Genomic DNA, 13,955 nt, shown 5'->3' with positions numbered 1-13,955 from the left:
AAAAATAAACATAGCAGTACTTTTTTTCATCTGGGATAAGATTAAATTTTTATAAAGAGCAATTATGAAATTGATTCAAAGAATTGAATTTTTTAGACTGGACCGCTGTTATAATCTATTTAAAAAGCTTGTTATCAGGAAGTGTAGAATTGGTTAAATTCAGTACATGCAATGCATCCTAACTTAGGACAAGAGACGATCATGTACAAACACAAATCGAAATCAACTAATCATGCCAAGGAGAATTTTTCCCCGATGGCTATCAATGAAACTCAAACAATCGTTGGTAGTCTTATCCTAGCTCTTTTCCTGGTCGAAAAGGAGATGAATATATTAAAGGATCAGGCTAAATTATATAAGGCAATAAGGCGTTATCTATTCGAACTGCACTTGGGAAACCCCCATCAAAAAACCTCCGAATCTAAATAATGAAGAAACAGTCGAAAAGATGACAAAAAGTATGTATCTGAAAACTATCATAAGCTCACCCTCTTTTTCCGATGGAGTGCTCTTTTATATTTTATCCATGACACACTTTCGGAAACGACCCCTCCATCATTCATCACGGAGCACAAACAAAATCCCTCTCAGAAGATTGGAAAAAGGCTGGGCCTTCCGATAACGATCATTGGTACTGGTTATTCAAACTATTTCGATACCTCCGACATGTAACTTTTGTAAAGGGATGGTAACCCGGTCAGGGAACTCTGTTGATTGATGCAACCTGTTTCCGGGCAAGCATTCCTTATCCGTTAGATCTCGGTCTGTTGGTACACATAAAAGTATGAAGCAATGATTGATACATTTGTATGAGCCTTGCTTTAGCATGAGAAACAGAGAACCGTGCACCTACCGGAAGAAAGATCGTAAGGTTTATCTTTCCGTGGCAGGATAAAGGTATTCTAGAAAGAAAGCAGCCAGCAACTCCCAAAAACCGTCTTGGAGATTCATAAAAAGACTCATTCTTTCTATTCTACATATTCTTTTATTGCCTCTTTCCAACGGATATATCCTTTACCTGTCAAATGGATTCCATCGACCGTATATTTGTCGGGCAGCTGATCGTTTTTGGAAAAAGCGGAATAGAGGTCAATATATTGTACACCGCTGCTTTTTGCTAATCCCCGCAGTTCTTTGTTCATTGTTTTAATCTTATCGTTGCTTAAGATTTTTCCATACTTTTTTTCATTGACAGGAAGCAAACTTTGTATAAATATTTCGGTTTTTGGTGAACCGGATTGTATTCTTTTTATGATTTTTGAGTAATTATGGATCGTTTCAGAAATGCTTCTTTGACTCTTCAGGTCATTAATCCCAATAAGAATAAAGATTTTTTGGGGCTTCCCTTCTATCACTTTATCTAATCGTTTGAGAAGGCCTGCTGTTGTATCGTGGCCGATTCCGCGATTGATTGCATTTTTACCCGGAAAGAGCTCGCTCCATTCCGCTCTAAAAGTGAGACTGTCTCCCAAGAATACGATCGAGTCAGGTGAAATGGAGAGCTCATTAAATAAAGTTGTTCTTTCGTAGTAATGAAAGCCTATCCTTTTGATGGCATCCGACTGCTTATTTCCCGCGTTCACTTTATTCATCCCGTCAAACTTAATGAACGCAAATCCGGTTAAGATGATAAATACCAAGTTCATTCCGACGGATATGAAAAGAATACGCTTTAGTAATTTATTCATGATGCACCTCTGTCATGTTAATGTTATAAGGGTATCACAAATTAGCGGAAATTTGTTACATAAATTTCATCAATGTAACAAAATTATTACAAAAAATCGGTTTTCCATCCACTAATAATGCTCCATATAGGATAGGTATAGGTTTAATATGTTTTAAATGGCCAAATAGAAGAAGAGCTGTGCTGGACGATTGGGCCAAGTGAAAAGATTGAATGTTTCCTCTTATATTTACCCTAAATAGAAGAAGAATTTCAGGACTCGGAACGTGTTTTTTCCCAGGTTTTGGATCGTATTTTTAAAAGACAGGACAGTAAAGGTCCCTTAACGGCTCGTATTTCGATAAGATTGGACAGTAAAAACCCCATACCGGCTCGTATTTTGAAAAAAACGGACAGAAAAAGTAACCCCTCGGCTCGTATTCATCCTAAACAGACAGTTGGAGCTGATCGCGTTTAACGCCTCTCGAAAGGCTAGTTATACTAGAAGCGGGAAAAGCTAAAAGCGGATCCATACGGCCGTTAAGAATCCGCCAGGAAAGGAAGGCAGAAGGCATGGGAAGTTCCGCTGTTTTGGCTTTTGTCAGTGCTTAATTAAAAGATGAAATATTTGCATCGGAAGGAATCTATGTACCGTATAAGCATTATGGGTTTTTGCTTCACTTTTCAGTATTGCAGTACTTTATTTTTACCGTCCGAAATATTCATTTTTCAACTCGGAGATTCGACTCTATAATGATATAATAGGGTACGGAATTGGAGAATGGAGGACATTGACGTGTATGATGTCAGGAAATGGCGCCATGTGTTTAAACTGGACCCGAATAAGGAATTATCGCCTGGCGATTTGGAAAAAGTATGCGAGTCCGGTACCGATGCCATTATGATTGGCGGCACGGACGGGGTGACGCTTGACAATGTACTTGAGCTTATGGCCAAAGTGCGGCGGTTTACCGTGCCTTGCGTGCTGGAAGTGAGCAATCTCGAATCGATTACGCCAGGATTTGACATATATTTTATCCCGACTGTTTTAAACAGCCGCGATGTGCGCTGGGTCACCGGCCTGCATAGAGAAGCCATGAAAGAGTATGGTGCGCTCATGGATTGGGAGGAAGTGTGCGTTGAAGGCTATTGTATTTTAAATGCGGATTGCAAGGCTGCCAAATTGACGGACGCAAATACAAATCTTTCGGTGGAAGACGTGGCGGCCTACGCCATGATGGCAGAAAAAATGTTTCGTATGCCGATATTCTATTTGGAGTATAGTGGTACATATGGAGAACCCGCGCTTGTACGGGCAGTAAAAGAAGAGCTTTCCGTGACGACGTTATTTTACGGAGGAGGCATTTCGACAGCCTGGCAGGCGGCGGAAATGGGCGCGTATGCTGATGTAATCGTCGTCGGAAATGCCGTTTACGATAATTTGAAAGAAGCGCTGAAAACAGTACGGGCCGTAAAATAAACATGTTATAATAAGAACGGGTGTTCTTGAAAAGGTGGTGGTTCTTGTGCAATTTTTAACAGAAAATCTGTTGGAAGGATTGAATCCAAAGCAAATAGAGGCCGTTAAAACGACCGAAGGGCCGCTGCTGATCATGGCCGGGGCCGGAAGCGGAAAAACGCGGGTTCTGACACACCGTGTGGCCTATTTAATGGTGGAAAAAGGGGTCAATCCGTACAATATTTTGGCGATTACGTTTACGAATAAAGCTGCAAGAGAAATGAAAGAGCGGATTGGCGCCATTATGGGAGAATCGGCACAGAATGTATGGATCTCAACGTTCCATTCAATGTGTGTCCGGATGCTGCGGCGTGACATTGACCGGCTCGGCTACAACCGCAATTTTACGATTTTGGATACGACCGACCAGCTTTCCGTCATCAAAAATATTTTAAAAGAGTTAAATATCGATTCGAAAAAGTTTGATCCAAGGGCGATCCTCGGCGCAATCAGCAATGCGAAAAATGAACTCGTGGATGCGGATGAATATGAAAAATCTGCAGCCGGATACTATGAAAAAGTGGTCAGCGATGTGTATAAGGAATACCAGCGCCGTTTAAGAAGAAATTCCGCCCTTGATTTTGATGATCTGATCATGGTGACGATCCAGCTTTTTGAAAGAGTGCCTGAAGTATTGGAATACTATCAAAGAAAGTTTCATTATATTCATGTCGATGAATACCAGGATACGAACAGGGCGCAATATACGCTTGTCAAACTGCTCGCTGCCCGTTTTAAAAACTTGTGTGTGGTAGGGGATTCCGACCAGTCGATATATAGATGGCGCGGTGCGGATATCGCCAATATTTTGTCGTTTGAAAAAGACTACCCGAACGCAAACGTCATTTTACTTGAGCAAAATTATCGGTCCACGAAGAAGATTTTGGAAGCAGCCAATGAAGTGATTAAAAATAATGTTAACCGCAAACCGAAAAATTTGTGGACGGATAATGATGATGGAAAAGCAATTGTCTATTACCGTGCGGAGGGTGAAAAAACAGAGGCCCAATTTGTGGCCGGAAAAATCAAGGAACTGACAGAAGCAGGCAAGCGTTCCCGGTCGGATATCGCGATTTTGTATCGGACAAACGCCCAATCCCGTGTGATGGAGGAAGTTTTGATAAAATCAAACATTCCATACAATATCGTCGGCGGAACGAAGTTCTATGACCGGAAAGAAATTAAAGACTTGCTCGCGTATTTGCGCCTGATCGCCAATCCCGACGATGATGTCAGCTTCCAGCGCATTATCAACGTACCAAAACGGGGGATTGGCGCCAGCTCCGTTGACAAGATTTCGGCATACGCGAATGAACGGGATCTATCCATGTTTGAGTCACTCGGTGAAGCCGATTTTATCGGATTGAGCGGAAGAGCTGCCAACTCGGCAGCCGCCTTTTATGAACTCATCAAAAATTTTGCCCAAATGCAGGAATTTTTGTCAGTAACGGAACTGGTTGAAGAAGTCATTGAAAAATCCGGGTACAGGGACATGCTGAAAGCCGAAAAATCATTGGAAGCAGAAAGCCGCCTGGAAAATATCGAGGAATTCTTGTCTGTTACAAAAAGTTTTGAAGCTCAAAATGATGATAAAAGCCTGGTTGCTTTTTTAACGGACTTGGCACTTGTTGCGGATATCGACCAGCTGGACAATGAAGGTGCCGCTTCTGACGCTGTCACTCTCATGACACTCCACTCGGCGAAAGGATTGGAGTTTCCCATCGTATTTTTGATCGGCATGGAAGAAGGCATTTTTCCCCACAACCGCTCCTTGATAGACGAAGAGGAGATGGAGGAAGAACGCCGGCTTGCCTATGTCGGTATTACACGGGCCGAAGAGGAACTTTATTTGACAAACGCCGAAATGCGCACCCTTTACGGGCGCACGAATATGAATCCGGCCTCCCGTTTTATCGACGAAATCCCGGATGAATTATTGGAAACAATTGTTGAAGTGGACACAAGAAGGATTTCTTTCGGGTTTGAACCGGGCAAAAAAGCCTATAAGCAGGCCACAAGGCCGGAACCGGCTTCCCGGGAAGAACAAATACAATGGAAAGTCGGCGATAAAGCCGAACATAAAAAATGGGGAGTCGGCACAGTTGTGAGCATTAAAAATGAAAATGCCAGTGTAGAACTGGACATCGCATTTCCGAGCCCAACCGGCATTAAGCGCCTGCTGGCCGAATTTGCCCCGATCAAGAAAGTGTAATGGCACACGAAAAGAGGTGCCTGTCCGGTTATTGTAAAAACGCTGTTAGAAAGGGCTGTTGACATGGACCGTGGAACTGCTGCCAAACGGATTAAGGAACTCCACAATTTATTAAATCAATACAATTACGAGTACTATGTTTTGGATAATCCGTCTGTCCCGGACGCGGAATATGACCGGCTCATGAACGAATTGATCGAGATTGAACAAAAATTCCCCGATCTTGTGGTTCCGGAGTCGCCAACACAGCGCGTGGGCGGTGAAGCACTCTCCGCGTTTGAAAAGGTGGAGCATGAATCGCCGATGCTGAGTCTCGCCAATGCGTTCAGTGAGGCGGATTTGCGGGATTTCGACCGCCGCGTCCGCCAGGCGATCGGCGAACATTATGCATATGTGTGCGAGCTGAAAATAGACGGTCTTGCTGTATCACTGCGTTATGAAGACGGGCTGTTCGTCATGGGATCGACAAGGGGTGACGGGATGGTTGGCGAAAACATTACGGCCAATTTAAAAACGATCCGCTCCATTCCGCTCAGGTTGAATGAAAATTTGAATTTTGAAGTACGCGGGGAAGCTTACATGCCGAGAAAATCATTTGAGCAATTAAATAAAATGCGGGCACAAAAAGGCGAAATGCTGTTTGCCAACCCAAGAAACGCAGCAGCAGGCTCTTTGCGCCAGCTCGATCCAAGAATAGCGGCCTCCCGCCATCTGGATATTTTTCTATACGGCATCGGGGAAGCCGGCACTCTTGACATCTCGACTCACAGCGAATCTTTGGAGCTGCTTTCCCGCCTCGGCTTGAAAGTGAACAAGGAATGGAAAAAATGTCTCAATATAAATGAAGTAATCGAATATGTCAGTTCCTGGACCGAAAGGCGGTCTTCCCTTGATTACGATATTGACGGAATTGTGATCAAAGTAGACTCCCTGAAGCAGCAAGAGCAGCTTGGAAGGACGGCCAAGTCGCCGCGCTGGGCGATTGCTTACAAATTCCCTGCTGAGGAGGTCGTTACGAAACTGACCAATATTGAATTGAGTGTCGGCAGAACGGGCGTCGTGACCCCGACCGCCATATTGGAACCTGTCCAGGTGGCAGGCACAACCGTCCAGCGTGCTTCACTTCATAACGAAGATCTAATCCGCGAAAAAGATATTATGATCGGTGATTGGGTAGTGGTCAAAAAAGCGGGCGACATTATTCCGGAAGTTGTCAACGTATTAACCGAAAGAAGAACAGGCGAAGAGACCGTTTTCCATATGCCGGCGCAATGCCCGGAATGCGGGAGTGACCTCGTACGCCTGGAAGGCGAGGTGGCCCTTCGCTGCATCAACCCGAAATGCCCGGCCCATATCAGGGAAAGCCTCATTCATTTCGTCTCCAGAAATGCGATGAATATTGAAGGGCTCGGAGAAAAGGTCATTGGACAATTATTTTTACGCGGCCTGGTAAAAGATGCCGCAGATCTTTACTTTTTGGAAAAAGAAGAGCTTTTAAAGCTTGAACGAATGGGTGAAAAGTCCGTTAACAATCTGCTTGAAGCGATTGAAAAATCAAAGAGCAATTCATTGGAAAAGCTGTTATTCGGCCTTGGTATCCGCCATGTCGGCGAAAAAGCGGCAAAAATTTTATCCGAGCATTACGGAACGATGGATCAACTGATGAAAGCGACAGATGAGGAATTGCAGTCGATCCCTGAAATCGGAGAGAAAATGTCGGATTCGATCGTAACTTATTTTGATAATGAAGAAGTAAAACAACTGATTGATGAATTGAAAGCTGCCGGTGTGAACATGGTTTATCGCGGGCCGCGCCAGGCTGCACAAAGCAATGTCGAATCGGTTTTTGCCGGGAAAACCATTGTACTGACAGGAAAACTGGAGAAATTGACACGCGGAGAGGCAAAGAAAAAGATCGAAATGCTCGGCGGAAATGTCACCGGCAGCGTAAGCAGGAAAACAGACCTGGTCATTGCCGGCGAGGATGCCGGATCAAAACTGGCAAAAGCCCAGGAGCTGGGCATCGACATTTGGGACGAGGAAAAATTTTTGGAACAACTTGAACACTAAAGGTGGAAAATGAGAAATGAAAAAATGGTTTTCACTTCTATTGGCAGGTATATTGCTGACTGGCTGTGCCCCCGGTTTTAGTAAGGATGCGGAAGTTGCCCAAAAGGGGGATGCAAAAAAAGAGGCTTCCATCATCCCGAATTATCAAATGTCCGATTCATACCGGACCATTTTGCCCTTTGAACCGAGCAAGGCAAGAGGGTTGGTCGTGTCGAATTTAAATTCCCGCTACGACATTAATGAATTCGAGAACGGTTTGATGAGGGTCGCCAAGGAGGAATTTTCTCCGGATAAGTATGTATTCCAGGAAGGGCAGCATCTGGACAAGGATACAGTAAGCCTGTGGCTGAATCGCAAATTCACGAAAGAACAGCTGAAGGAACGCGGCCTGAAAGAAGAGCAAAACATAGGCTTGAATCCGTTAAATGACGGCAAAGGGTCCATCGAGGAACAAAATGAGAGAAACCCGATTTATTTAGCCCATATTTTAGAGCACAATTATTTGATCAAAAACGACAAATCGGTCAAATTGAGCGGTGTTGTTGTCGGGCTTGCCCTCAATTCTGTCCATTACTATCAAAAAGAAAAATATGGGGCGACGTTTGAGCAGGAGATTACCCGCGAAAAAATGACCCAGGAAGGGAAGAAAATAGCAGAAGAAGTTGTTAAACGGATGCGGAATATGAAAGGGCTGGGGAATGTTCCGATTATCGTGGCGCTTTTTGAGCAAAAAGGCAAAAACGCGGTTGTTCCCGGAAACTTTTTTGCCTATGCAAAGGCTGGGGAAGGCAGTGCCACTTTGGGCGAGTGGAAAGATATCAAGGAAAAATACGTCCTTTTTCCATCCGAAGAAGCCGAGAAAAATCACCGGGACGATCTTCCCGATTATTTACGGTTTAAAGATGACATAGAGAAGTATTTTCCAAACTATAACGGAGTCATCGGAAAGGCTTTTTACAAAGACAGCCAGCTTGTCGATTTGAAGATTGAAATTCCGATTCAAATGTTTGGTAAAGCTGAAATTATCGGATTTACCCAATGGGCGGCTTCGCTCGTCATGGACCATTTCTCCGATCATGTAAACGTAGAAGTGGACATTACATCGGTGAACGGCGCCGAAGCGCTGATCGTCAAAAAAGCGGGGGAAAAAGAACCGTTTGTGCATGTTTATTAAGGAGGGGCAAATGCGGTGAAAGGCTGATCCCGCTTGCCCGATCCAAACTTTTTTTGATATGATCAATAGTATTGCAAGGGGTCCGAAAACATACCGGAGGTGGAAAAAAGTGTCTGGAATTTCAAAAGAACAAGTGTATCACATCGCAAATTTGGCCCGTTTGGAAATAAATGAGGAAGAAGCGGCTCAGTTTACGAACGAACTGGATCAAATTTTGCAAATGGCGGAGGTATTGGATGAACTCGATACCGCCAATATTGAACCGACTTCGCATGTATTTGACCAAAAAAATGTCATGCGTGAAGATGTACCGGAAAAAGGACTTTCACTCGAAGAAGTAATGAAAAATGTTCCGGAACATGAAGGCGGCCATATTAAAGTACCGGCGATTTTGGAATAAGGAGGGAAACCCATGTCTATATTCGATCAAAAGATAAAAGATGTCCATGAGCTTTTACATAAAAAAGAAATATCCGTTTCCGACCTTGTTGAGGAGTCTTTCAAGCGGATCAACGAGGTGGAAGATAAGGTGAAAGCATTCATCACCGTAGATGAAGAAAAGGTTCGGCAGCAGGCAAAAGAGCTGGACGGAAAAATCGGGTCAGAAGCAAGCGGCCAGCCGCTTTTCGGCATTCCGTCCGGCATCAAGGATAATATCGTTACAAAAAATCTCGTGACAACGTGCGCCAGTAAAATGCTCGAAAACTTTGATCCTATTTATGACGCCACTGTCATGGAAAAATTGAATGAGAAAGGCGCTGTTACCATCGGCAAAACGAATATGGATGAATTCGCCATGGGTTCAACAACAGAAACATCGGCTTTTCATCCAACGTTCAACCCGTGGAAATCAGACCACGTCCCGGGAGGTTCATCCGGCGGTTCGGCAGCAGCGGTGGCAGCAGGCGAAATCATGTTTGCGCTTGGAAGCGACACAGGCGGTTCGATTCGCCAGCCGGCGGCTTTTTGCGGCGTCGTCGGATTAAAACCTACATACGGGCGGGTTTCCAGATCGGGACTCGTTGCATTTGCTTCTTCTTTGGACCAAATCGGCCCGATTACGAGGAACGTAGAAGACAACGCGATCGTTATGGAAGCCATTGCCGGCCATGACCATCGGGATTCCACTTCCATTGAAAAGGAAGTTCCTGGTTATACGGCAGCGCTGACCGGTGATATAAAAGGCTTGAAAATAGCTGTTCCAAAAGAATATCTGGGTGACGGAGTAAGTGAAGCATCAAGGGAATCCGTTTTGGCGGCTTTGAAAGTATTGGAGGGCCTCGGGGCGACTTGGGAAGAAGTGTCTCTTCCGCATTCAAAATACGGGGTAGCTACTTATTATATCCTTACTTCCTCTGAAGCATCATCAAACCTGGCCCGGTTTGACGGGGTTCGTTACGGATACAGAACGCCTGATCCGGAGAGCTTGATCGACTTATACAAGAAAACCCGTTCCGAAGGATTTGGCGATGAAGTCAAACGCCGGATCATGCTGGGAACTTTTGCACTTAGCGCCGGCTATTACGACGCCTATTACAAAAAAGCACAGCAAGTGCGTACCTTGATCAAGCAAGACTTTGACAATATTTTCTCTGAATATGACGTCATTATCGGTCCGACAACCCCGACACCCGCTTATAAAATGGGCGAAGTGATCGACGATTTGTTGACGATGTATGCCGGTGACCTATTGACGATTCCGGTGAACCTGGCTGGCGTTCCGGCAATTTCCGTTCCATGCGGCTTTACAAACGGATTGCCTTTAGGCCTGCAGATCATCGGAAATTATTTTGATGAAAAAACGATTTACCGCGTGGCTCACGCGTTCGAACAAGCGACAGACTATCATCAGCAAAAACCACAATTGTAAGGGGTGAAAATGAAATGAACTTTGAAACGGTAATTGGTCTTGAAGTACACGTCGAGTTAAAAACAGATTCCAAAATATTTTCGCCTGCGCCAAATCATTTCGGGGCCGAGCCCAATGCGAACACATCGATTATTGACCTGGCGTATCCGGGCGTGCTGCCCGTTTTAAATAAAAAAGCGGTAGAATACGGCATGAAAGCGGCCATGGCGCTGAATTGCGAAATTGCCACAGTCACCAAATTTGACAGGAAAAACTATTTTTACCCCGACAATCCCAAGGCTTACCAAATTTCCCAGCTGGATCAGCCGATCGGAGAAAACGGATGGATTGAAATAGAAGTGAATGGCAACAAGAAAAAAATTCGCATTAACCGCGTACACCTGGAAGAAGATGCGGGCAAATTGACGCATACAAACATGGGCTACTCCCTTGTTGACTTAAACCGTGCCGGCACCCCGCTCATCGAAATCGTGTCCGAAGCGGATATGCGCAGCCCGGAAGAAGCATACGCCTACTTGGAAAAATTAAAATCAATCATCCAATATACGGGTGTTTCCGACTGTAAAATGGAAGAAGGCTCCCTTCGCTGCGACGCCAATATCTCCCTTCGTCCGGTCGGACAAGAAGAGTTTGGCACGAAAACCGAGCTGAAAAACTTGAACTCCTTTAATTTTGTGCGCAGAGGCCTTGAGTTTGAAGAAAAGCGCCAGGAGAAAGTGCTGCTCTCAGGGGGCGTCATTTTACAAGAAACCCGCCGCTACGATGAATCCACCGGGGAAACGATTCTCATGCGCGTCAAGGAAACAGCCGATGATTACCGTTATTTCCCTGAGCCGGACCTGGTCCAGCTCCATATTGACGATGAATGGAAAAACCGTGTCCGTTCCGAAATACCAGAGCTCCCGGATGCCCGTAAACAGCGCTATGTTGAAGAACTCGGACTCCCGGAGTACGATGCGATGGTATTGACGCTTACGAAGGAAATGTCCGATTTCTTTGAAGCGGCGATCGCGGCCGGTGCAGACGCAAAACAAGCCTCCAACTGGCTTATGGGTGAGGTATCCGCCTATTTGAACGCCGAGCAGAAGGAGCTTCATGATGTCGCCCTTACACCTGAAGGGCTTGCAGGCTTGATCAAGCTGATAGAAAACGGAACGATCTCCTCCAAAATTGCGAAAAAAGTCTTCCGGGAACTTGTTGAAAAGGGTGGCGATCCGGAAACAATCGTCAAAGAAAAAGGCCTTGTTCAAATCTCCGATGAAGGTGCCCTTTTAAAAATCATTGGCGAAGTCCTCGATAACAACGAGCAATCGATCGAAGACTACAAAAACGGAAAAGACCGGGCACTCGGCTTTTTGGTGGGCCAAGTCATGAAAGCCACAAAAGGCCAGGCCAACCCGCCGCTTGTCAACAAACTGCTTAAACAAGAGATTGACAAAAGGTGAAAAACAGGAGCACTTCAGACATGTTTGTCAGAAGTACTTTATTTATTGGGGCGTCCAAAAGTGATTTTTCGACTTTTGGACGCCCCTTTTCTATTCAGGAATGTGGATATAAAGCCTTCTTGATTTTTGAATAGCATAGGATTTGCCCTTTTTGAACAGCCCCGCTTTATTTATTGTTAAGATGAATGAAAAAAGGAAAGAAAGCACAAGTTTCCCCATGCAATATTAGAATGAAAAAGCATCTGCTTTGTTCAGCTCCAGTACCTGGCTCCTCGACGTTACTGGCCGCTTCCCTGTTCGCTTACGAACTGTCTCCTTGGGAATCGTCTTGTTTGTCCGCGGGTTTGCGATGTGCTTTTCTTGTTAGTTCCGATCACGCAGAAGGTTCTTGTGACCGTAAAGGATGAAAACTCGTCTAATGGCTCACGTAGAATGGTTCTAAGTGACCAAAGGGTAAAACCCGTCGCTTCGGTCATATAGAGTGATACTAGGAGCCTGAAGAAGGTTGGTGGTTGTATTTGGTTTTATTTGTTTGTTCCCTCGGCGTTTCAAAAAAATGAAAGGTAACAAATGAGGGGGTCTTTTGTCTCTATCCATCTATGATGCGATCTTTACAAAGGTATCTACTAGTTCAAAGAGACTGTCTGCACCGCATTAACATCTCCAGGGCAATATTTTGCTCGCCCGGGAGATTTTTTTTAGGGATAAAATCTCTATTCACAGCCATCAATTTCCAAAAAAAGTGCAGATAATATTAGGATTAATGCTTTATTATCACATCTTTTAACCCATTTGAATTTGGGAAAAAGAGTTCCTTTCCACAAAATTCGTTTAAAAAGAAACAAAAATATCGGTAATATCTAGCAAAATATTAAATATTTGACATGATAACTGGTTATTTTAGGATAAAAGTATGGTAGGATAAAAGTACGACGGGATAAAAGTTTGATTTTATATAAAAGTTGAATATAAAGGTTCTGGCTCCTTCTTTAAAGGGTATTAAGAAAAAGACTTTCTTGGGAGGATGAGAGAATTATGTCTAAACATAAGACAGAAAGAATTTCCAGCCTTCGTTCATCGGGTTCTTTTTGATGTGGGAATCAGTTTACCATGCCACTTACATATTAAATCCGAAAAAGCGAAACCTTTTCGGCGCTAAAAAAGTTTTTTACCGAAGAGATCGGCCATCTCTTATTTCAAATTCAGCCCAAATGTACATGGAAATGGCGAAGAAATAATGTCCTCTCGCCATGGTGCGGAAAATCAGGGTCAATGTGAGATATTGACTGAACACAAGAGCAGAGAAAACCATTAACCACCTTTGTGCCAATCCATACACCATTAAATAAAGGAGAGATAAAATGAAAAAACAGCTGATAATTATTCCGGGATTGTGTTTTGCTGCTTTATCAACAACCGCTTTTGAAGAGGCTGTTCAGGCCGCAGAGCAAAAGCCCCAATTTGAAAGTAAATATGTCTCAGTGAATCCCGGTTCGGCCCTCCATCTGAGAAGTACGCCGTCAACGGCCGGAGAGGTCATCGGCAAATTATCCAAAGGTACGCAGGTGACCGTTTTGTCGGAGTCAAACGGGTGGTCGAAAATCACGGCGGGCGGCAAGACGGGCTATGTAAGCAGCCAATATTTATCCGGCAAGCCGGCCTCCCCAACGTCCGCCAAACCGAGCCCGCCTTCACCGGTTAAAACTGCGACGAAATATGTCTCAGTGAATCCCGGGTCGGCCCTCCATCTAAGAAGTACGCCGTCAACGGTCGGAGCGGTCGTCGGCAAATTATCCAGAGGTACGCAAGTGACCGTTTTGTCGGAATCAAACGGCTGGTCGAAAATTACAGCGAACGGCAAAACCGGGTATGTAAGCAGCCAATATTTGTCCGGCAAGCCGGCTTCATCAACGTCCGCCAAACCGGATGCTTCATCACCGGCTCAGGGAACGACGAAGTATGTGTCTGTGAACCCCGGCTCAACCCTTAATTTAAGAAG

At 44.6% G+C, this 13,955-nt stretch carries 9 protein-coding genes; 8 read left to right on the top strand and 1 reads right to left on the bottom strand.

The window, feature by feature from the left end; all coding sequences use genetic code 11:
• Positions 1-968: 968 nt before the first annotated feature.
• Positions 969-1,688 carry a GDSL-type esterase/lipase family protein gene (locus tag AB1L08_RS18975; RefSeq protein WP_413066207.1) on the bottom strand — a complete coding sequence of 240 codons (720 nt, stop codon included), beginning with the start codon at positions 1,686-1,688 and terminating at the stop codon, positions 969-971.
• A gap of 774 nt (positions 1,689-2,462) precedes the next feature.
• Between AB1L08_RS18975 and pcrB the strand changes: the two genes are divergently transcribed.
• The 8 genes from pcrB to AB1L08_RS18935 form a co-directional block, all read left to right on the top strand.
• Entirely contained in the window at positions 2,463-3,146 is a 684-nt protein-coding gene (gene pcrB / locus AB1L08_RS18970; protein WP_413066206.1) for a heptaprenylglyceryl phosphate synthase, read from the top strand.
• Between the two features lie 46 nt (positions 3,147-3,192).
• A complete protein-coding gene (pcrA, locus tag AB1L08_RS18965; protein ID WP_413066205.1) occupies positions 3,193-5,397 on the top strand; it encodes a DNA helicase PcrA in 2,205 nt (734 codons plus the stop codon).
• Between the two features lie 63 nt (positions 5,398-5,460).
• Complete coding sequence (gene ligA / locus AB1L08_RS18960) at positions 5,461-7,467, top strand: NAD-dependent DNA ligase LigA (RefSeq protein ID WP_413066204.1); 2,007 nt, start codon at positions 5,461-5,463, stop codon at positions 7,465-7,467.
• Between the two features lie 16 nt (positions 7,468-7,483).
• Complete coding sequence (locus AB1L08_RS18955) at positions 7,484-8,641, top strand: CamS family sex pheromone protein (protein WP_413066203.1); 1,158 nt, start codon at positions 7,484-7,486, stop codon at positions 8,639-8,641.
• 109 nt (positions 8,642-8,750) lie between these two features.
• A complete protein-coding gene (gene gatC, locus AB1L08_RS18950; protein WP_413066202.1) occupies positions 8,751-9,041 on the top strand; it encodes an Asp-tRNA(Asn)/Glu-tRNA(Gln) amidotransferase subunit GatC in 291 nt (96 codons plus the stop codon).
• Between the two features lie 12 nt (positions 9,042-9,053).
• Positions 9,054-10,511, top strand: a complete 1,458-nt coding sequence (gene gatA / locus AB1L08_RS18945; protein WP_413066201.1) for an Asp-tRNA(Asn)/Glu-tRNA(Gln) amidotransferase subunit GatA — start codon at positions 9,054-9,056, stop codon at positions 10,509-10,511.
• A gap of 14 nt (positions 10,512-10,525) precedes the next feature.
• Positions 10,526-11,956 (top strand): Asp-tRNA(Asn)/Glu-tRNA(Gln) amidotransferase subunit GatB, encoded by a 1,431-nt coding sequence (gene gatB, locus AB1L08_RS18940; RefSeq protein ID WP_413066200.1) that lies wholly within the window; start codon positions 10,526-10,528, stop codon positions 11,954-11,956.
• A gap of 1,361 nt (positions 11,957-13,317) precedes the next feature.
• A partial coding sequence (locus AB1L08_RS18935; RefSeq protein ID WP_413066199.1) for an SH3 domain-containing protein occupies positions 13,318-13,955 on the top strand: 638 nt, incomplete at its 3' end.

This window comes from Siminovitchia jepli, assembly GCF_047228825.1.
Classification (GTDB): Bacteria; Bacillota; Bacilli; order Bacillales; family Bacillaceae_C; genus Siminovitchia.
Note: the sequence above shows the minus strand (reverse complement) of the source record. Positions and strands in the feature narration are given on the sequence as shown.